We start from the raw sequence: 18,669 nt of genomic DNA on the forward strand, positions 1-18,669 counted from the left end.
GTACGAAGCAGTGTCAAAAAATATAATTTCTAGGGTTGAGAATATTTCTCAACCCCAGTTTTATAATCACAATAAATTATGGACAAAATCTTTTATAATAGCGATTATAGTTGTTATAATTTTAGGGATTATATCACTGTTTACTGGCGTTTATGATATACATGGACAAGAGGACGGAATGGAGATGTTTTTCATCACTCGTGTTCCGAGAACAGTTGCATTAATGCTTACTGGAGCTGCAATGGCGATGGCAGGGCTCGTCATGCAACTTATTACACAAAATCGATTTGTTGAACCTACTACAACGGGGACTATTGAATGGTCAGGCTTAGGCCTGCTTTTTGTGTATTTACTATTTCCTGCCCCAACTTTAGTTCAAAGAATGACTGGTGCAATCATTTTTTCTTTTATAGGAACTATGATTTTCTTTCTATTTTTAAGAAGAGTTAAGCTCCGTTCGTCTTTAATTGTCCCGATTATTGGATTGATGCTTGGAGCAGTTATTTCTGCAGTGTCTACTTTTTTGGGACTCCTTTTTCAAATGACGCAAAGTATTGAAACTTGGTTTGTAGGTTCATTTGCTAACATTCAGGTGGGAAGATACGAATATTTATGGCTGATTGTTATCGTTACTTTGCTTATTTTTATGTATGCGAATAGATTGACTTTAGCTGGACTAGGAGAAGATGTTGCAACAAGCCTTGGAGTTAATTACAACCGAATTGTTCTTTTTGGAACGGCCCTTATTTCTTTTGCCGTTGGAATTGTTGCAGCTGTTATTGGAAATTTACCTTTCTTAGGGTTAATTGTTCCAAATATTGTTTCCATGTTTAGAGGTGATGATCTTAGAAGTAATTTACCTTGGGTGTGTCTGATCGGAATGGGGACAATAACTGCCTGTGATATCATTTCTCGAACAATTATAAAACCTTTTGAATTACCTGTTTCTTTAATACTTGCATCAGTAGGAGCAGTCGTGTTTATTACTATTTTATTGAGAAAAAGAAAACCAAGGAGGCTACGATGATCACATTAGATTATAGAAATAAAGAAAATGTCGAAGTCGATTCTAGCCTTCATAATGAAAGTAGATCAGCTAGCGCTTTTCGTTCTAAGAAGGAAGCAAGACGTTATTGGATTGTACTGATAACATTGATTGCTTTAGGCCTCCTTTCTTCATATGGACTTTTAGTGTATAACAATCCAGTTCCGATAGATTCACCTTCTTTTATCCCAGTTGTTAAGAGAAGGATTGTAGCTATTGTTGCAATGATTATTGCAGCTGTTTGCCATAGCTTGTCGACAGTTGCTTTCCAATCCATTACGAATAATAAGATTATTACTCCTTCGCTTTTAGGTTTCGAATCACTTTATTCAGCAATTCACACGAGCACAATATTCTTCTTTGGTGCTAGTGCATTGATCAATTTTAATGGAATTGGATCATTTTTATTTCAAGTCGTTGTTATGGTCCTCATGAGTTTGATACTTTATGGATGGCTACTTTCCGGTAAATACGGGAATTTACAACTTATGCTTTTAGTCGGGATTATCATTGGCACTGGACTAAATTCTATGTCAACTTTCATGAGAAAACTACTTGCGCCTTCAGAGTTTGATATTTTGCAAGCGAAATTATTTGGCTCTGTTAATCATGCAGATCCTGCCTATTTTCCTATTGTAATTCCGATGATCATAATTGTAGCAGTATTAATTTTTGCTCATTCTAAGAATTTGAATGTTTTGTCGCTAGGAAAGGATGTTGCTACTTCTTTTGGAGTTAAATATCAACCTAGTGTAATTTATACGCTTGTATTAGTAGCTATTTTAATGTCTATTTCAACAGCTCTAATTGGGCCACTTACTTTCTATGGATTTTTAGTAGCAACTTTGAGTTATCAGGCGGCATCGACGTATGATCACAGATATATTTTCCCAATGGCTTTTGCAATCGGATTTTTAATAATGACGAGCGCATACTTTTTAATGTATCATGTATTCCATGCTCAAGGTGTAGTTTCAGTTATTATTGAATTATTTGGTGGAATTATATTCTTAACTATAGTTTTAAGGAAGAGGGCTTTATGATAAAAATTGATAATGTTAAAAAGTTCTATACGGATAAGGTAAAAATAGGACCTTTGGATATTGAAATACCAAAAGCAGGCTTTACTTCTTTAATCGGACCAAATGGCGCTGGAAAGTCAACGACACTTTTGATGATAGGAAGACTTTTAGATATGGATGAAGGTCAAATCCAAGTAGCAAATATGGATGTTTCTGAATCCAAATCAAAAGACTTAGCAAAAGTTTTGACTATATTGCGACAAGAAAATCATTTTGTAACGAGGCTTACTGTTAGACAATTAGTTGGATTTGGGCGCTTTCCTTATTCAAAGGGAAGATTAACGAAAGAGGATGAAGTTATTATTTCTAAATATATCGACTTCCTAGATTTAACGAATTTAGAGAATAGATATTTAGATGAGCTTTCTGGTGGTCAAAGACAAAGGGCATATGTAGCGATGGTATTGTGCCAAGAGACTGAATATGTACTTTTGGACGAGCCGCTAAATAACCTTGATGTTGCTCGTTCTGTTCAAATGATGGAGCATTTGAGACGTGCGGCTAATGAATTTGGAAGAACAATTTTGACTGTTATGCATGACATAAATTTTGCAGCTAAATACTCTGACAAAATTTGTGCGATGAAAGATGGACAAATTGCTGCTTTTGGAACAGTAGAAGAAGTTATGGACTCAACACTTTTGACAGATATTTTTGAAACAAGAATAGAAATTATTAATGGTCCTTATGGGCCGATCGCTGTTTATTAGTTATAAAATGTATACTGTAGCTGCTGTCTATATTTTGTAGGCAGCAGTTTTTTTATCTGAAGAATTAACAAATCTTTTATCAGCGCTTCAAAAACTAACGAAGGTAATTGAAGAGCTGTAGTGGTTGTTACATGTAAAAAGAAGCATAAGCTGACCGTTTTGGTCAGCTTATGCTTCTTCATGTTCTAAATATCAAATATAGATTTTTAATCAAACAAATTAAAAACTAAATTGTGGTTTCATATCACCTGTATAAGGTTCATGTTCAACAAATACAGTGATGTCTTTCCCTGCTTGGTCTTTACCAGTTCTTTTATAAGTAAATTTCTTATTATTTAGTTCAGTAAGTTCAAGAGCCGCACCATATTTATTATTTCCAATTGAAACATGAGCTCTTATTTTATTTTCATGCACAACATCGAAGTAGCCATAGTCACCGCGGCTTTGGCCTGTTTCGCTATTGAAGAATTCATATTTATTAGATTTGTCATCGAATTTTGCTAGACTTATAAAATTCGAATTAAACTGTGTTACATCATTACCAGCTTCATCTAATACTTTTGTTCCGTGCCAAAGGGTTCCGCCTAAAATTTTATCTCCATCAACGTTTTTAACGATATCGCCTGTAGTTGTGTTCAGCTGCTTGTCCGGATCAGTGAAAGAAAGCTCTTTTTCTTTATATGGAACATGTTCAACGAAAACTTCTACATCTTTACCGTTAGCATCTTTCCCCATTCGTTTATAAGTAAATATATTCTTATTTAGCTTTGTCATATCAACAACAGCTTGATATTTCATTGATTCTGAAATTAATATTCTCTTCTTCCCATCATTTGTGATAAAGAAAGTTCCTTTATCGCCACGACTTGCACCTGTTTTAGCATCAAAAAATTCATATCTTCCAGACTTTGCATCATATTTTGCAAGACCAATGAAGTTTGCATTTTCTTTTGTTAAGTCATTTTTATCTTTATCTAATACTCGTGTACCTTGCCAATTTGTGTCGCTAAGAATGTTAGCCATTTTTTGGCCTTTCGTTAACTTGTTTTCCTTTTTTGTTTCTTTAGCAGCTTGTTCTTGTTTCGGCTTACTATGATTTTCTTCGGCTTTCGTACCAACGCACCCGGTTAGTGCGATTGTGAGTCCGAGCAATATAGATGATAGTGCTTTCGTTTTTTTATTCATTTTTATCGTCTCCTCATTTTATAAATGTAAGTTGTACGGTTTGTGATTATAGTAATAGTTACTATGTTTATTATGTTAATATTCGAGTATAAACTGCCTCTAAATAAAACATTAAAAAAAGATAAACTAATTCCTAAAAAATTTTCATATTTATAAAAAAATCTTTTACATGAGGTGAATGTAAATCTCTCATTTTGAAAACGACGTAATTAAATGGGCGGATTCATATTATGCTTACAGTGCGATTTTAGATGTGATGCTATACTGTGTATAGGATTTTATGTGTGTATGTTGTGTCGTTTTTTGTCGGTAAGTCGATATATTATGAAAATCGCTGATATAAATTGGATTGCGACGATATATTTCGAAAATCGCCGATATAATTTGAGTTGCGCTGATATATTTGAAAAATCGCTGATATATTTTGGAGGGGAATAAAGATGATTGTGAAAGAACGGAAAATGTCCGTACATTTGCTTCAATTAGAAGCTTTACTTAGAAGATTGCCTGCTCATCATCCAAAAAGAAATGTGGTGGTTGAAAGTCTAGCGAAATTTATGGCTGGCTATAAAGGAGAGCAGGCAATTGAATATCCGCTTAGTTTTCTATCTGAAACAAAATATAGCATTTTACATGACATCAGATTGTTTGATCAGAAACATTATTTTCAAATGGATGCCCTCATAGTTTCCTCATGTTTTCTTCTTTTTCTTGAAATAAAAAATATCATTGGTACGTTAATTTTTGATGCAAAGTTTAATCAACTCATTCGAATCGCAGATGGTACTTCAGAAGAGGGTTTTCCAGATCCGCTTTTACAAGTGAAACGGCAAGAGATGCAGCTGAGAAAATGGCTGAGTTTGCATGGTTTATATAATATTCCGATTGAATCTCTCGTTGTAATTAGTTCTCCTCGTACAATTATTAAAACTTCAGATGAAATGCTTCCTAATAAAATTATCCACGGTGCAAATTTACCTAATAGAATTAAGCAAATGGAAAGTCAATATAAAGAAGACGTAATTGATAATGTAGATGGACTTATAAATCAAATTATGAATGAGCACATTCCGCAGCGACAAAATATTCTTGCACAATATAAAGTGAAAAAAGAGGAATTGCTAAAGGGCGTGCAATGTGAGGAATGTTTTACAATGGCAATGTTAAAAGAAAAACAGGGATGGCGCTGCTCAAACTGTAATAGTACGTCTAAAAATGCTCATTTACGTGCTGTACAAGACTACACACTTCTGTTTGGAATGATAACTACTAATAGCAAGTTGAGGGATTTTCTTAATATGCAATCTAGTTCTGCGGTTAAAAGACTCCTCCAAACAATGAACATCCCACACACCGGCACCAACAAAGGACGAACCTATGATTTAACCCACCTCCAATTATAATTTTGCTATAATGAATAAGTACTTATACGAAGGGGAGTTTAATGAGAAAATGAAATCATTCAATATTGATCATTTTATCGCGAGTGTTTTACAGTGGATATTAAATATAGCGCTAATTATATTATCCATTGTCTTATCTATCTTTTTAATTAATGAGACGATTACTTTTATTCAATACATATTTTCAGCGAAGAAGTATACGTCATATAAATTAGTTGAAAGTATCATCGTCTATTTCTTATACTTCGAGTTCATAGCATTAATCATTAAGTATTTTAAATCGAATTATCATTTCCCGTTACGTTATTTCATTTATATCGGAATTACGGCGTTAATTCGATTAATTATTGTGTCTCATGAGGAACCGATGGAGACGTTATTATACGCAGGAGCAATTCTTATTTTAGTTATCGCTTTATACATATCAAATATGAGAGATTTGAGAAAAGAGTAGTAGTGCAGACATAAGTTTGCACTACTTTTTATTTGCAATTTGTCATCTTATTATTTTGGGGCTGTAATCAAATGAATAGTGTCAGGACATTCTAATTTATAATTTACTTTATTATCTTCAATATCTTTCTTTATCTTTTGACATGTATTATTTGAATATTGAATCTCTTGATTTTCATCATGTTTCTCATTTGTTTTTGTGTAGTCGACATCATAATAGATGGAAGTAGAATCTTTTTCTTTTTTCATAGTTAAATCAATAATAATAGGCTCGTTCTCGTTATTAAACTTAGTAATTCTAACTGAATCGCCTTGATTTAAATTATAGCTTTCTACAAAATTATCTAATTTCTCTATGTTATAAACTTTATTGTTTTTTTCAATAATATCACCACGTTTTTTGGAATCCTCAAAAGTATATGTCTCGTTTGTATTGTTTTTTTTCTCATTATTAGTACAACCAATAAGAGTAAATAAGGCTAGGGAGATTACAGATAACGCATACTTTCTATATTGTATTTTCATAGATTTAGCTCCTTTTCTTAATTTTTAGAAAAACGTTCACAATAATATTTTAGCCTACATGGATCTAGGGGAGGTTAAGGATAATTTGTTTTTTTATTAACTTACCGTAAATATCTGCATTTTTTTCATTTTTTCGTTAATAAGTTGTAAATTTCGACATGGAATTTTTATATTAGTTTATGATGTTTTTGTAACAAAAAAATCTAAAAAGGAGTGATGTGATTCATGTTTAACAAATTTTTGAGAAATTCAAGGGCAAAAAAGATTTGTGGAATTGGGGCATTAGCAACTTTTATAGGTTTTTCGTCTTTAGGGTCGGTTAGTGCAGGTAGTTATGTTGATAAATATAAACAGTATAATGTTGGATCAAGTGGTGGTTCTTATACAAATAGTGCCGGTTTTTCTGGCGGTGGTGGTAGTGGGAATTTATCAATGACAAGTACTATTAGTAAAGACAAACGTTTAATAGCGATAAAGTTACGAACCAGTATTGAATCTGGTGACCCTTATATACAAAGTTTTTGGGCGCAAAGTAAAACGAGTTCTAATGTGCACTATCCTTTAAGTGCTTATAATAAAATGTTACGAAATAATCCAGAACCATTTTGGGGACTTAATTTACCTAATGCAACATCTTCTAACTTGCATATAAATACAGATGCTCGTAGTTCTGGAGCTGGTAATGGAGTTCAATACAGATATGTGCAGATTTTTAAATATTAAATTTATATTATGAAAAGGTGGAGATCTAAATGAAATTTAATAAAAAGTTACTAGCTGTGATTTTATTTAGCGGATTAGCTACTAGTATGTGTTTAGTCAGTGGAATGGAGGACAAGGTACAGGCTAGTGAAGAAAAAGTAGAAGCATATGCTTTAAATACAGATAGGGAATTATATAAGTCGGTATCTAAAGATGTAAAGCTTCCTAAGAAAGTAATCTTTAGAGATGAACAAAAAAATCAAGGTATGTTAGAAAAAATAAATTATGGCATTACAAATTTTATGGATAATAAAGCTGGAGAATATATAGCAACATCTCTATCTGAGTCTTCAGAGGGAACAAAATTTTATACTCACAGATACGAGAATAATGATGCTTCTCAAAGAATAACTTTTAATGTAATAGGGACTGAAACAAACATTGATACGACGGGTTATGATACGGAAATTGTAAGATTGAGTAATGGTATAGAAGCAACATATGCAGAAGGTGATGCAGCTCAAGTCCTGGCATTCAATAGTCCAAAAGATAATTTATATTATGCTTTAATAGGTGAAAAAGATGTAGGTAAGTTTACTACTGAAGAGTTGATTGGAATTGCTAACTCGATAGAATAATAAAAAGAAACAAAATAAAGAATACCCTGGATTATAGGTGCTTAAAAAAACTATAATTCGGGGTGTTTCTATTTTTATGGGATAGTTTTATTTTTTAGCGAGAAGGTCTATAGAAATGCAGTTTAAAACTGGTCTAATCTATGTGGATTTTCTAACAATTCAATTAAGCTCCTTGTCTGTATTGATTTATCTTATTAATTGTTAAGTATTTCAGGTCGAACTATCATTTCCCGTTACGTTATTTCATTTATATCGGAATCACGGCGTTAATTCGATTGATTATTGTGTCTCATGAGGAACCGATGGAGACGTTATTATACGCAGGAGCGATTCTTGTTTTAGTTATTGCTTTATACATATCAAATATGAGAGATTTGAGAAAAGAGTAGTAGTGCAGACATAAGTTTGCACTACTTTTTTACATCTTGACCTTCAAGTTACTTAAAGGTTTACAATAAAATTAGGGCGTTTGAAATTGAAAAAAATTGAGAAATTAAGTGAAGAGGTTTCTTTTACTTGGAGGTTATAGAAATGAATCAGGAATTGAAATTGCGTCCATTAGAGCGAGAAGATTTAAAGTTTGTACACGAACTTAATAATAATGCACATATTATGTCATATTGGTTTGAAGAGCCGTATGAGGCATTTGTGGAGCTGCAAGACTTATACGATAAACATATACATGATCAAAGCGAACGCCGATTTATCGTTGAAAAAGACAATGAAATGGTTGGATTAGTCGAGTTAGTGGAAATCGATTATATTCACCGTAGAACAGAATTCCAAATTATTATTGATCCAAATTATCAAGGATATGGTTATGCAGCGGAAGCGACGCGTTTAGCGATGGATTATGCTTTTTCTGTATTAAATATGCATAAGATTTATTTAGTGGTGGATAAGGAAAATGAAAAAGCTGTACATGTTTATAAAAAGGTTGGATTTATGGTGGAAGGTGAACTGTTAGACGAGTTTTTCGTTGACGGTAACTATCATAATGCGATAAGAATGTGTATGTTCCAAAAGGCATACTTTGGCACAAAATAACCGTTTGGAAGAGCTATAGTAGGGAACTCGTTAATTGGAATAAAACACTCACCATGAAATAGAAACATACGATATGGAAGAAAAATAATAAGTGAGTTGAATCATAATGAATCATTATTTTTATAGTGGTAGACAAGTGGGAGCAGCTATTACGCTCGCTGGGGCGCAGGAGACCATTCATGCTATGAATCAAGCGATTCAAATGCAGCAACAAGCATATTTGGCACAAATGATGCAAGGACAGTATATGCCATACTCACAATTTCCGATGCAAAGTGTGAATTATGATGTGTATCCAGCTAGTTTCTTTTCCATTCCATATGGTGGGACTTATTTCTTATGAAAGAAAGCGACTGATAAGAGTCGCTTTCTTTTTTATATTCCGCCTAGCTGCATTCCAAGGAATGCGAAGAGGATACCAATTATGTAAGTAGCGCTTAAATATAAAAGGAATGTGCTAAAGCTTTTACGATTGAGAAGCTGAACAGATTCTAGTTTAAACGTTGAAAATGTTGTGAATGCACCCATAAATCCAGTACCTAATAATAACTGCCAACCTGTAGTGACTCCGTTGCCAATTATATATCCGAGTAAAAACGCTCCTGTTATATTAATGAGAAATGTAGCAATTGGAAAGGAAGTTTTATTTCTTTTTTTAAACCAATTGCTAATTGCAAATCGCGTAATCGCACCGAAAAATCCTCCTGTTGCGACTAATAAAGCTTCTATCATAAGTGATCACCTTCCGTAAGATGTTTCTTAAGTAAGAAATTACCTAGTGTATAGCCAAGTCCAGACATAATGAGGCCACCAAGTATGCTGCATGATACATATAAGAAGGCTATGCTCCACTCGGAATGATTGATCAATTGAATAGTTTCTACACTAAATGTTGAAAACGTCGTAAAAGAACCAATGAATCCTGTCCCGATGCCTGTGATTACATCTGAAGATAAGATGTTGAGCTTAGCGATATACGTAGTCAGCCACGCTAATAAGAAGCAGCCGACTAAGTTAATCAGTAATGTAGCTAGTGGAAATGTATAATGCCAAGATTCATGAATAGTAAGACCTAAATAATAACGAGAAAGGGCCCCTAATATACCGGCAATGCCGACGATAATATAAATCAATTTTCTCACCTCTTTAAATAGCTTGCTCAAAAAAATAGACTCCTACCAGTAGTTATACTGGTAGGAGTCATTAGCTAAGCAGCGTTTATGGCGAACTCCATCGCCTATGATTATTACATATAGTGTACTAAACATTGCGCTTGATTTCCAGTGAAGGAGTTAGGGGATTTTGTATTTTTGATAATGTAAGAGCAAGAGTTATTGTTTATAAACTAAATATAGTGATATAAGGTTTTTGATATGATAAAATATTTCTTATGTCTGTCATTCAGTTTTAGTTAACTGAAAATAAAGATAATTAAGTTATGTGTTTTAGAAAAGGGGCGTTTATTTGAAGAAATTATTAAAAATAGTACTTATATGTATTTTAGTAGGATTGGGAGTTGTAGGTGGTTTTTTAGGGTATATGACACTTACTAAAGAACAGCCTGCGGATAGTGTAAGTTTGAAGGTGGAAAATAATAAAGAGCGCGTATTAGCGACAGGAAATGAATTTAAAGTTACAACATTTAATATTGGATATGCTGGATTAGATAAGGAGCAAGATTTCTTTATGGATGGGGGAAAGGGATCTGGTTCAAGTAGTAAAGAGCAAACGAAAGTTAACCTAAAGAATATGCTTTCGTTTTTACAAAATGAGAATAGTGATTTTGCGCTACTACAAGAAGTTGATATAAAATCACTTCGATCATTTGATGTGAATGAACATGAATTTTTGAAAAAAGGATTACCTGATTATGTTTCGTCATTTGGCAAGAACTACGATACGAAATGGGTTCCAGTGCCAATAACAAATCCAATGGGATATGCGGAGGCTGGGTTAAGTACGTTTTCTAAATACACTGTTCAAGAAGCGAAGAGATTCCATCTTCCTGGAATGGAGCCTTGGCCGAAGCGTTTATTTGATTTAGATCGGGCGATTGTTGAACATACAATCCCTGTTAATAATGGAAAGCATGTTAGACTCGTAAACTTACATTTGTCTGCGTACGATGAAGGCGGGAAAATTAGAAAACAGCAAGTAGAGTTTTTAAAAGAATATATGAACAAGCATTATAAAAATGGTGATTACGTAATAATGGGCGGAGATTGGAATCAATTAGTTTCTGATGTTCAATTAAGTGATCCGAAGTTTGTGAAGGAGCGTCCTGAGTGGTTAGTAGAGTTACCGAAGGACTTTACTGATGGTGGCTTTAAATGGGCTGTAGACCCGTCTGTTATGACAGTGAGAGACGATGTGAAGAAATATGTAGAAGGTGAAAACTTCGTCACGATTATTGATGGCTTTATCGTTTCACCGAATGTTGAGATTGTAAATGTGCAAGGAAAAGATTTAAAGTTTGAAAATAGTGATCATAACCCAGTGAGTGCGGTATTTAAGCTGAAGTAATTAAGTGCAGAAGGTGGGACTATATATGGAATGGTTAAAGAAAACTTGTTTTTCTAACCTTGAGAAAGAATCACAGAAAAATCATTTATTGCTGTTTATTACGATTTGTAGTTTCTTCCTTGGAATCATCGCAATTGGGTATTACGGATATATTTTTACAGAGAGAGCAATCGCGTTTTGGGTTTGTGGCATTTCTGTCGTTGTATTTGGAACACTTCTTACTTTTATAAAAAGCATGGAAACGACGTATAAATATATCATGACATTTATGTTGCTTATGATGTCTTTCATTATGGTACAAGCTTTTAATGAAAGCCCAGCTGTATTTCAAATGGTCTATTTTACACTAGCAGTTTCACTTATTTATTTAAGTGAACGTCTCGTTGTAATTCTAGGCGGAGTGGCAGTTGTAATCACATTTATTCTTTGTAGTTATTGGCCAGAGAAATTTTTTGCTTATACAGCTGCATCTGAAGCTGCAAACTTCGCAAGTTTGTTAGCGATTGTTACGATTGCAATGTGGGGCGTCACGAAGATTGGCTCTAACTTGCTGGCTCGTTTAAGTGATGAGAAGCAAGAAGTAATGAGAAAAGCTCAGGAATTAGAAGAAACGCAAAGACTTATTGAGGAAACGGTTGTAAAACTAGATCGTAATTTCAATTATTTAAGACAAAATATGAATACATCGATGGAGTCAATGAGTGAAATCAATTTCGCTTTTGAAGAGGTTGCGGTTGGTACGCAATCACAATCAGAGATGATGTATCGTTCGGTAGAAGTATTGAATGATATGGAGGGAAATATTGAACAAATCATTTCTCAAGTAAGAAATGCATCGATTCGTATTGATGAAAGCTTAGAAATTTCAAAGGGTAGTGTACATACTTTAAGAAACTTTGAAGTAAATATGAAAAGTTTAAATGATGTTGTTTCACAATCAGGAGTTATATTTAGAGATTTAATGATGCAGTCGAAGCAAATTAATGAGATTGTAGATGTAATAACGAATATTTCAAGTCAGACGAGTTTACTAGCTTTAAATGCAAATATTGAAGCTGCAAGAGCAGGTGAGCATGGGAAAGGATTTGCGATTGTAGCGAATGAAGTATTAAAGCTTGCAGAAGAATCGAATCGTTCTGCGGGAAGAATTCAAGGGATTTTGAAGGATTTTAGTAATCAAGCAAGTAAGGTAGAAGTGCAAGTAGAGAAATCAGAAAGAGTACAAGAAGAATGTAATGAAATGCTAGTAAGTGTTTTAACAAATGTAACGGATTTAGGGAAATTTATTGATGAAATTAATGATGTAATGAGAGAAATCGTCGGTCATCAAGAAAGTTTCCAAGTTAAAACGACGAATATCGTAAAGGATGTTACACATGCTTCCAATGTAATCCAGCAAACTTCTGCGGCTACAGAAGAAGTGTTAGCAAGTGTGGAAGAAGAAAAACATCGAAATGATACATCTGTGAAGACATTACATACTGTTAGCGAGCAAGTGAAATTGTTAGAAGATATTTTAGAAAAGTAATATCACTTAAAAAGGGCACAACGTTTGTGCCCTTTTTTCATTTAAACGAAGACTTGCTCGGATTTTAATTGCTTTTCTGCTCGTTTTCTGCCAAGCTTAAGAAGATGAAATTCAGCTAATAGCGGAATTAAAATACTTCAAAGAAAGAATTAAATAGGTGACGTATATGATCGAAGTTAAGACTTCTGAACTTAGTGATGGAGAATTTAATAGAGGTGTATTTGCAACTCGTGATATTAAAAAAGGTGAGTTGATACACGCAGCGCCAGTTATCTCTTATCCGAATGAACAGCATGAACACATTGAGAAAACATTACTTGCTGACTACGCATTTGAGTATGGGATTAATCATACGGCAATCCTTTTAGGATACGGCATGTTATTCAATCATTCATATACACCGAATGCGACGTATGATATTGTCTTTGAGAATCATACATTTAACTTCTATGCTTATAAAGATATAAAAGCAGGAGAAGAAATCTTAATCAATTATAATGGTGAAGTGGATAACGATGAACTGTTATGGTTTGATAAAGAAAAAGAAGAGAACGAAAAGTAATTTAAAATAAGTAATGAAAAAGATGCCTTTACCTATGTAAAAGCATCTTTTTTGTTGATGAAAATAAAGTAAAGATTACAAAAAAATACCACTTTATTTTCGTGTGGTATAGTAAGATACTGAAGGGTAGTGTTTTGAAAAAGTAATATATTTTACAAATTGTTGTCTTTCTGATGACATGTCAAGTTTAGTAGCCCATTTGGGTTGCTTTATTATGCAATATATATTTTAATATGAGTGGCACCTCTTATAAATTAAGAGGTTAATAGGTGTCTCGAATTGATTTTGGGTACACTGTATCCACCACTTTAAGTTCGTTCATGTATGTGGGGATATTATGGGCCCGTATAACGGGATAAAAAGAATATAGAAATAGAGGAATCGTAAAATGAATATGCAAGAGGTTTATGAATATTTAAGTACGGTATTGCCTGAAGGTCATGTGAAACAAGATGAAATGTTAAAGAATCATACGCATATTAAAGTTGGTGGAAAAGCAGATGTGTTCGTTGCGCCGACAAATTATGATGAAATTCAAGAAGTTATTAAATATGCGAACAAATATAATATTCCAGTTACGTTTTTAGGAAATGGATCGAATGTTATTATTAAAGATGGTGGAATTCGCGGGATTACAGTAAGTTTAATTCATATTACAGGTGTTACTGTAACAGGAACGACGATTGTAGCACAGTGCGGTGCAGCAATTATTGATGTATCACGTATTGCATTAGAACATAACTTAACAGGGCTTGAGTTTGCTTGTGGTATTCCAGGTTCAGTTGGCGGAGCATTATATATGAATGCAGGTGCATACGGCGGTGAAATTTCGTATGTATTAACAGAAGCTGTCGTAATGACAGGTGATGGAGAGCTACGTACTTTGACGAAAGAAGCATTTGAATTTGGATATCGTAAGAGTGTATTTGCGAACAACCATTACATTATTCTTGAAGCGAGATTTGAACTTGAAGAAGGTGTACATGAAGAAATTAAAGCAAAAATGGATGATTTAACGTTTAAACGTGAGTCAAAACAGCCTCTAGAATATCCTTCATGTGGTAGTGTATTTAAACGCCCACCAAATAACTTTGCTGGTAAATTGATTCAAGACTCAGGGTTACAAGGTAAGCGAATTGGTGGAGTGGAAGTTTCTCTAAAACATGCTGGATTTATGGTGAATGTTGATAACGGAACAGCACAAGATTACATCGATTTAATTCACTTCGTACAAAAAACAGTTGAAGAGAAATTTGGCGTGAAGTTAGAGCGTGAAGTAAGGATTATTGGAGAAGATAAAGAATAACATATACGTATGAAACTGCGAATTATTTTAAAATAATATTTGGGTATTGTTGACAATTTGTTTTCAATTCAATATAATGGCTAATAATTTAACAAATAACATACGTTGAAAGAGCCCAGTAGCAGTTTGTCACTGTTAACGAGAGAGCTAGGGGATGCTGGAACCTAGCACAAACAAATTTGCGAATTACACTCTGGAGTATCTTAGGTAATGCTAAGCGGATTGGCAATCGATATTATTGCTAAGAGTGGTATGAGTAGCTATGCTATTTATACAAACTGGGTGGTAACACGGTGAATCATCGTCCCTATGTCATAGACATAGGGATTTTTTGTTTTTAAAAATAAAGGGGATGACAAAAGATGAACATTATTGATGAATTAGAATGGCGCGGCGCCATTAATCAACAGACTGACGAAGAAGGTTTACGTAAGCTAGTAGAAGAGAAAAAGATTTCGCTATACTGCGGAGTTGATCCGACTGGTGATAGTATGCATATCGGACATTTGATTCCGTTTATGATGATGAAAAGATTCCAGTTAGCTGGCCATCATCCAGTTATTTTAATTGGCGGAGCAACAGGAACAATTGGTGATCCGAGTGGGCGTCAATCAGAGCGCCAACTTCAAACGTTAGAAGTAGTTCAACATAATGTGGATGCGTTAACAGCGCAAATGAAAAAGCTATTTGATTTTGGCGGAAATAGCGAAGTGAAGATGGTAAATAACTACGACTGGACACATGAAATAAATATTATTGAATTTTTACGTGATTACGGGAAAAACTTTAGCATTAATAGCATGTTAGCAAAGGACATCGTAGCAAGTCGTTTAGATACAGGAATTTCTTTCACAGAATTTACGTACCAAATTTTGCAAGCGATGGACTTCCATCATTTATACACGAAAGAGGATGTTCAATTGCAAATTGGCGGTAGTGACCAATGGGGAAATATTACGAGTGGCTTAGATTTAATTCGTAAGTTAGAAGGGCACGAAGCAAAAGTATTCGGATTGACGATTCCGTTATTATTGAAATCAGATGGTACGAAGTTTGGTAAATCAGCAGGTGGTGCAGTTTGGCTTGATCCTGAAAAAACAACACCATTTGAATTTTACCAGTTCTGGGTGAATACAGATGATCGTGATGTAGTTAAATACTTGAAATACTTTACATTCTTAACGAAAGAGCGCATCGATGAATTGGCAGTGAAGGTAGAAACAGAGCCTCATAAACGTGAAGCGCAAAAAGTATTAGCGGAAGAAATGACGAAATTCGTTCATGGAGAGGAAGCATTGCTGCAAGCTGTGAAAATTACAGCAGCGTTATTTAGCGGAGATATTAAATCGTTAACAGCTGATGAAATTGAGCAAGGCTTTAAAGAAATGCCAACATTCCAGTCTTCAAAAGAGACGAAAAACATCGTAGAATGGCTAGTTGATTTAGGAATTGAACCATCTAGACGACAAGCGCGTGAAGATATTAATAACGGAGCTATTTCTATGAATGGCGAAAAAGTAACGGATGTAGGTACGGATGTTACGGTAGAGAATTCATTTGATGGACGATTTATTATTATTCGTAAAGGGAAGAAGAACTACAGCCTTGTGAAGTTAGGATAATGAAGAAGGTTTAAAAGTTATATCGGCGATTTTTTGAATATATCGACCGTAACTCGAAACATATCGGCGATTTTCAAAATATATCAGCGCAAATCCGAATATATCAGCGATTTCCCCGATATATCGATTTACTGACAAAAAGCGACAATAAGAGCTGTTCCGAACGGGACAGCTTTCATTATAAAGAGTCAGTATATTTAGATAAATTTAAAGGGTATATAATTTTTTTGCCGAATAAATAAGTTAGAGAAAATTACGGATAAAGTGAAACTTTAATCAGTGGGGGTTTTCCTCATCCCCACTGATTATCAGCCCTCACCAATCGGACTTTAATGGGCAGCCCGCCCCCCACCTAACTGCTTTGCTTTCGCTGAATTTTGAGGTGGGGGTCTTACTGCCCATTAAAGTGGGATAAAAATAGCCCGAACCATGCAGGGCATGATTCGGGCTTATATTCAGATTAGTAAGCTAAGCTGAATAGACCTTTAATGTGTGATAAGTAACGAACGTTACTTGCTTCTTTCATTAATGATGCTGGTAAGCCTTTAAGTGGAGTATTGCTTGCTCCGATTGTAGCAACCGCATCTTTACGTCCTAGGCTAGCAAGTGTTCCAGAGTTTACAGGTGCGAACTCTTCGAATGCTTTGCCTTCTAGTGCTGCGTATAAGTTGTATCCAATTAACTCACCCATTTGCCAAGCGATTTGTGCAGTTGGTGGGTATGGACGTCCGTCTGGAGCGAAGACAACAGCGCTGTCTCCAGCAACGAATACGTTTTTGTGAGAAGTAGATTGTAGGTATGCATCAACTGTTGCACGACCACGGTTTACTTCAAGACCTGATTCACCGATTAGTGGGTTACCTTGAACGCCGCCCGTCCAAACGAATGTGTTAGCAACAAGTTTTTGACCGTCTTTTAAGTCGATTTCATTGCCAGCAACGTTTGTTACAGGAAGACCAGTTAAGAATGTAACGCCGCGTGCTTCTAGGCTAGTAGTTGCACGTTCGATTAAGTGGTCTGGTAATACTGGAAGGATTTTTGGACCTGCTTCAACAAGAAGAAGTTTAACTTCTTTTGGATTTACGCCGTGGCTTTTTGCAAGTTTAGGCATAATGTCAGCAAGCTCACCAACTAGCTCAACGCCAGTTAATCCGCCACCACCGATTACGATTGTAGCATCAGCTTCGTTTTTCGTTTTCGCGTATTCACGAATACGATCTTCAACGTGTTTGTAGATTTTGTTTGCATCAGCAGCAGATTTTAATACCATGCTGTTTTCTTCTAGTCCTGGAATACCGAAGTAAGCAGTTTTACTTCCTAAAGCAACTACAAGTGCATCGTAAGATAAAGTAGTGCCGCCAGCTAGTTTGATTTCTTTGCTATCAACTGAGAATGACTCAACTGTTGCGATTTTTAGATCGATATCTTTACCTTTGAAAAGCTTTGTAAGTGGCATTGCAACTGCTTGCTCAGACACGTTACCAGCTGCAAGGCGGTGTAGTTCAGTGATGATTTGGTGTGTTGGGTATTGGTTAATTACTGTAACTTGTGCTTCTGATTTGCTGTAATATTTACGTACGTTTAAAGCGGCAAGAAGACCGCCATAACCAGCGCCTAAGATGACAATTTGTTTTGACATAGTATGATATCCCCCGTCTTTACTAATTGTTGTTATAAGTTAACTTATTTATTGTTACGTTCTGCACTAATTTGAAGATATGCGTTCACAAAGCGGAACATTTTTTGTGCTTGTGGATCTTTTAGTAATTTTAAAAGACCGAATAGGCCGATAACTTCGTTGCTTTCGTCAGCACGATCTTTCGCTTCGATTGCAGTAGCAGCCATGCTTTTCACTGTATCTTTTACAGGTTCTACAAGCTCTGTGATTGCACCAACAGTGTCGCTTTTTAATACTTCATCAGTAGCAACAGTTTGAGCGAAGTCATAAGACTTAGTTAAAATGTTAACAAGCTCAGTTAATTTTGGAAGCTGTTCTACTAGTGTTGTTAATGATTCTTGTACCTCAGGTTTTAACAACTGATCAAGTACATCAAGTTGTCCTTGGCTAGCAGAAATTTGTACAGTTTCTTGTTCTGGCTTTGTTTGAGTCATAGTTTCTGGCATCTCCAATTCTCCTTTACGATAGCAATACTCTTATTTTTGATAAGTAAGATAGTAAACGGTTACGAAACTTTATACAAAGTTTCACAAAACACAATAAAATGCCTTTAAATTTATGACAGCAAGTAAGCTGCAAACATAAATCTAAAACCATAACGTCTTACTTATTATTTATGAACTGTCCGATATATGGCTTGTCCGCATAATGGAAAAGCTC

Annotated in this window: 20 protein-coding genes, 1 pseudogene, 1 riboswitch and 1 other annotated feature; of the genes and pseudogenes, 15 read left to right on the top strand and 6 right to left on the bottom strand. The window is 34.7% G+C overall.

Annotation, left to right across the window (positions count from 1 at the left end; translation table 11 throughout):
• Positions 1-10: 10 nt before the first annotated feature.
• From PDQ40_RS25895 to PDQ40_RS25905, 3 genes are read left to right on the top strand one after another with little or no spacing between them, the layout of a single operon-like run.
• Positions 11-1,027, top strand: a complete 1,017-nt coding sequence (locus tag PDQ40_RS25895) for an ABC transporter permease (RefSeq protein ID WP_270691733.1) — start codon at positions 11-13, stop codon at positions 1,025-1,027.
• Positions 1,024-2,088, top strand: a complete 1,065-nt coding sequence (locus tag PDQ40_RS25900; protein ID WP_000631129.1) for an iron chelate uptake ABC transporter family permease subunit — start codon at positions 1,024-1,026, stop codon at positions 2,086-2,088. The genes PDQ40_RS25895 and PDQ40_RS25900 overlap by 4 nt, the downstream gene beginning before the upstream one ends.
• Entirely contained in the window at positions 2,085-2,837 is a 753-nt protein-coding gene (locus PDQ40_RS25905; protein WP_000590069.1) for an iron ABC transporter ATP-binding protein, read from the top strand. The genes PDQ40_RS25900 and PDQ40_RS25905 overlap by 4 nt, the downstream gene beginning before the upstream one ends.
• A gap of 219 nt (positions 2,838-3,056) precedes the next feature.
• On the opposite strand, the gene PDQ40_RS25910 is transcribed toward PDQ40_RS25905, so the two are convergent.
• Complete coding sequence (locus PDQ40_RS25910) at positions 3,057-4,022, bottom strand: DUF4822 domain-containing protein (protein WP_076868885.1); 966 nt, start codon at positions 4,020-4,022, stop codon at positions 3,057-3,059.
• A 440-nt stretch (positions 4,023-4,462) separates the two neighbouring features.
• On the opposite strand from PDQ40_RS25910, the gene PDQ40_RS25915 reads away from it, so the two are divergent.
• Positions 4,463-5,425: a nuclease-related domain-containing protein gene (locus PDQ40_RS25915; RefSeq protein ID WP_270691734.1), complete on the top strand. Its 963-nt coding sequence runs from the start codon at positions 4,463-4,465 to the stop codon at positions 5,423-5,425.
• A gap of 49 nt (positions 5,426-5,474) precedes the next feature.
• On the top strand, positions 5,475-5,879 hold the full coding sequence (gene psiE / locus PDQ40_RS25920; protein ID WP_000834703.1) for a phosphate-starvation-inducible protein PsiE: 405 nt from the start codon (positions 5,475-5,477) through the stop codon (positions 5,877-5,879).
• A 50-nt stretch (positions 5,880-5,929) separates the two neighbouring features.
• Here psiE and PDQ40_RS25925 read toward each other — a convergent pair whose 3' ends face one another.
• Positions 5,930-6,403 carry a DUF4362 domain-containing protein gene (locus tag PDQ40_RS25925; RefSeq protein WP_270691735.1) on the bottom strand — a complete coding sequence of 158 codons (474 nt, stop codon included), beginning with the start codon at positions 6,401-6,403 and terminating at the stop codon, positions 5,930-5,932.
• Between the two features lie 240 nt (positions 6,404-6,643).
• On the opposite strand from PDQ40_RS25925, the gene PDQ40_RS25930 reads away from it, so the two are divergent.
• From PDQ40_RS25930 to PDQ40_RS25950, 5 genes and pseudogenes are all read left to right on the top strand, one after another.
• Positions 6,644-7,126, top strand: a complete 483-nt coding sequence (locus tag PDQ40_RS25930) for a hypothetical protein (protein WP_237711990.1) — start codon at positions 6,644-6,646, stop codon at positions 7,124-7,126.
• Between the two features lie 29 nt (positions 7,127-7,155).
• Positions 7,156-7,743: a DUF4367 domain-containing protein gene (locus tag PDQ40_RS25935; RefSeq protein ID WP_270691736.1), complete on the top strand. Its 588-nt coding sequence runs from the start codon at positions 7,156-7,158 to the stop codon at positions 7,741-7,743.
• Positions 7,744-7,928: 185 nt separating this feature from the next.
• A pseudogene (locus PDQ40_RS25940) lies at positions 7,929-8,132 on the top strand (phosphate-starvation-inducible PsiE family protein); the annotation flags it as partial.
• 142 nt (positions 8,133-8,274) lie between these two features.
• Entirely contained in the window at positions 8,275-8,790 is a 516-nt protein-coding gene (speG, locus tag PDQ40_RS25945; protein ID WP_001071086.1) for a spermidine N1-acetyltransferase, read from the top strand.
• A 103-nt stretch (positions 8,791-8,893) separates the two neighbouring features.
• Positions 8,894-9,133: a DUF3947 family protein gene (locus PDQ40_RS25950; protein ID WP_033671843.1), complete on the top strand. Its 240-nt coding sequence runs from the start codon at positions 8,894-8,896 to the stop codon at positions 9,131-9,133.
• Between the two features lie 32 nt (positions 9,134-9,165).
• On the opposite strand, the gene crcB (PDQ40_RS25955) is transcribed toward PDQ40_RS25950, so the two are convergent.
• Both crcB (PDQ40_RS25955) and crcB (PDQ40_RS25960) read right to left on the bottom strand, forming a co-directional pair.
• On the bottom strand, positions 9,166-9,522 hold the full coding sequence (gene crcB / locus PDQ40_RS25955) for a fluoride efflux transporter CrcB (protein ID WP_270691737.1): 357 nt from the start codon (positions 9,520-9,522) through the stop codon (positions 9,166-9,168).
• Positions 9,519-9,923, bottom strand: a complete 405-nt coding sequence (gene crcB, locus PDQ40_RS25960) for a fluoride efflux transporter CrcB (protein WP_000639336.1) — start codon at positions 9,921-9,923, stop codon at positions 9,519-9,521. The genes crcB (PDQ40_RS25955) and crcB (PDQ40_RS25960) overlap by 4 nt, the downstream gene beginning before the upstream one ends.
• Before the next feature lie 54 nt (positions 9,924-9,977).
• A riboswitch (Fluoride riboswitch) is annotated at positions 9,978-10,037 on the bottom strand.
• Between the two features lie 217 nt (positions 10,038-10,254).
• On the opposite strand from crcB (PDQ40_RS25960), the gene PDQ40_RS25965 reads away from it, so the two are divergent.
• The 5 genes from PDQ40_RS25965 (at position 10,255) to tyrS (ending at position 16,331) form a co-directional block, all read left to right on the top strand.
• Entirely contained in the window at positions 10,255-11,313 is a 1,059-nt protein-coding gene (locus PDQ40_RS25965) for an endonuclease/exonuclease/phosphatase family protein (RefSeq protein WP_270691738.1), read from the top strand.
• Between the two features lie 25 nt (positions 11,314-11,338).
• Complete coding sequence (locus PDQ40_RS25970) at positions 11,339-12,841, top strand: DUF4077 domain-containing protein (protein WP_076868883.1); 1,503 nt, start codon at positions 11,339-11,341, stop codon at positions 12,839-12,841.
• A gap of 166 nt (positions 12,842-13,007) precedes the next feature.
• Positions 13,008-13,403 carry an SET domain-containing protein gene (locus tag PDQ40_RS25975; protein WP_000573649.1) on the top strand — a complete coding sequence of 132 codons (396 nt, stop codon included), beginning with the start codon at positions 13,008-13,010 and terminating at the stop codon, positions 13,401-13,403.
• Between the two features lie 388 nt (positions 13,404-13,791).
• Positions 13,792-14,709 (top strand): UDP-N-acetylmuramate dehydrogenase, encoded by a 918-nt coding sequence (gene murB, locus PDQ40_RS25980; protein WP_001057091.1) that lies wholly within the window; start codon positions 13,792-13,794, stop codon positions 14,707-14,709.
• Between the two features lie 96 nt (positions 14,710-14,805).
• Positions 14,806-15,021, top strand: a binding site (T-box leader).
• A 50-nt stretch (positions 15,022-15,071) separates the two neighbouring features.
• On the top strand, positions 15,072-16,331 hold the full coding sequence (tyrS, locus tag PDQ40_RS25985) for a tyrosine--tRNA ligase (RefSeq protein ID WP_001021076.1): 1,260 nt from the start codon (positions 15,072-15,074) through the stop codon (positions 16,329-16,331).
• A 460-nt stretch (positions 16,332-16,791) separates the two neighbouring features.
• Here tyrS and PDQ40_RS25990 read toward each other — a convergent pair whose 3' ends face one another.
• Both PDQ40_RS25990 and PDQ40_RS25995 read right to left on the bottom strand, forming a co-directional pair.
• A complete protein-coding gene (locus tag PDQ40_RS25990; protein ID WP_000043204.1) occupies positions 16,792-17,970 on the bottom strand; it encodes an NAD(P)/FAD-dependent oxidoreductase in 1,179 nt (392 codons plus the stop codon).
• Positions 17,971-18,014: 44 nt separating this feature from the next.
• Entirely contained in the window at positions 18,015-18,455 is a 441-nt protein-coding gene (locus PDQ40_RS25995) for a DUF1641 domain-containing protein (protein ID WP_001115309.1), read from the bottom strand.
• Positions 18,456-18,669 lie beyond the last annotated feature (214 nt).

The organism is Bacillus cereus group sp. Bc061, assembly GCF_027715825.1.
Classification (GTDB): domain Bacteria; phylum Bacillota; class Bacilli; order Bacillales; family Bacillaceae_G; genus Bacillus_A; species Bacillus_A paranthracis.

What these genes read in the sequence shown, in the direction of transcription:
- crcB (WP_270691737.1), bottom strand. Translation starts at nt 9,522, where the DNA reads ATGATAGAAGCTTTATTAGTCGCAACAGGAGGATTTTTCGGTGCGATT.
- psiE (WP_000834703.1), top strand. Translation starts at nt 5,475, where the DNA reads ATGAAATCATTCAATATTGATCATTTTATCGCGAGTGTTTTACAGTGG.
- speG (WP_001071086.1), top strand. Translation starts at nt 8,275, where the DNA reads ATGAATCAGGAATTGAAATTGCGTCCATTAGAGCGAGAAGATTTAAAG.
- PDQ40_RS25970 (WP_076868883.1), top strand. Translation starts at nt 11,339, where the DNA reads ATGGAATGGTTAAAGAAAACTTGTTTTTCTAACCTTGAGAAAGAATCA.
- PDQ40_RS25925 (WP_270691735.1), bottom strand. Translation starts at nt 6,403, where the DNA reads ATGAAAATACAATATAGAAAGTATGCGTTATCTGTAATCTCCCTAGCC.
- PDQ40_RS25935 (WP_270691736.1), top strand. Translation starts at nt 7,156, where the DNA reads ATGAAATTTAATAAAAAGTTACTAGCTGTGATTTTATTTAGCGGATTA.
- PDQ40_RS25990 (WP_000043204.1), bottom strand. Translation starts at nt 17,970, where the DNA reads ATGTCAAAACAAATTGTCATCTTAGGCGCTGGTTATGGCGGTCTTCTT.
- murB (WP_001057091.1), top strand. Translation starts at nt 13,792, where the DNA reads ATGAATATGCAAGAGGTTTATGAATATTTAAGTACGGTATTGCCTGAA.
- PDQ40_RS25910 (WP_076868885.1), bottom strand. Translation starts at nt 4,022, where the DNA reads ATGAATAAAAAAACGAAAGCACTATCATCTATATTGCTCGGACTCACA.
- PDQ40_RS25915 (WP_270691734.1), top strand. Translation starts at nt 4,463, where the DNA reads ATGATTGTGAAAGAACGGAAAATGTCCGTACATTTGCTTCAATTAGAA.
- tyrS (WP_001021076.1), top strand. Translation starts at nt 15,072, where the DNA reads ATGAACATTATTGATGAATTAGAATGGCGCGGCGCCATTAATCAACAG.
- PDQ40_RS25995 (WP_001115309.1), bottom strand. Translation starts at nt 18,455, where the DNA reads ATGCCAGAAACTATGACTCAAACAAAGCCAGAACAAGAAACTGTACAA.
- PDQ40_RS25905 (WP_000590069.1), top strand. Translation starts at nt 2,085, where the DNA reads ATGATAAAAATTGATAATGTTAAAAAGTTCTATACGGATAAGGTAAAA.
- PDQ40_RS25900 (WP_000631129.1), top strand. Translation starts at nt 1,024, where the DNA reads ATGATCACATTAGATTATAGAAATAAAGAAAATGTCGAAGTCGATTCT.
- PDQ40_RS25975 (WP_000573649.1), top strand. Translation starts at nt 13,008, where the DNA reads ATGATCGAAGTTAAGACTTCTGAACTTAGTGATGGAGAATTTAATAGA.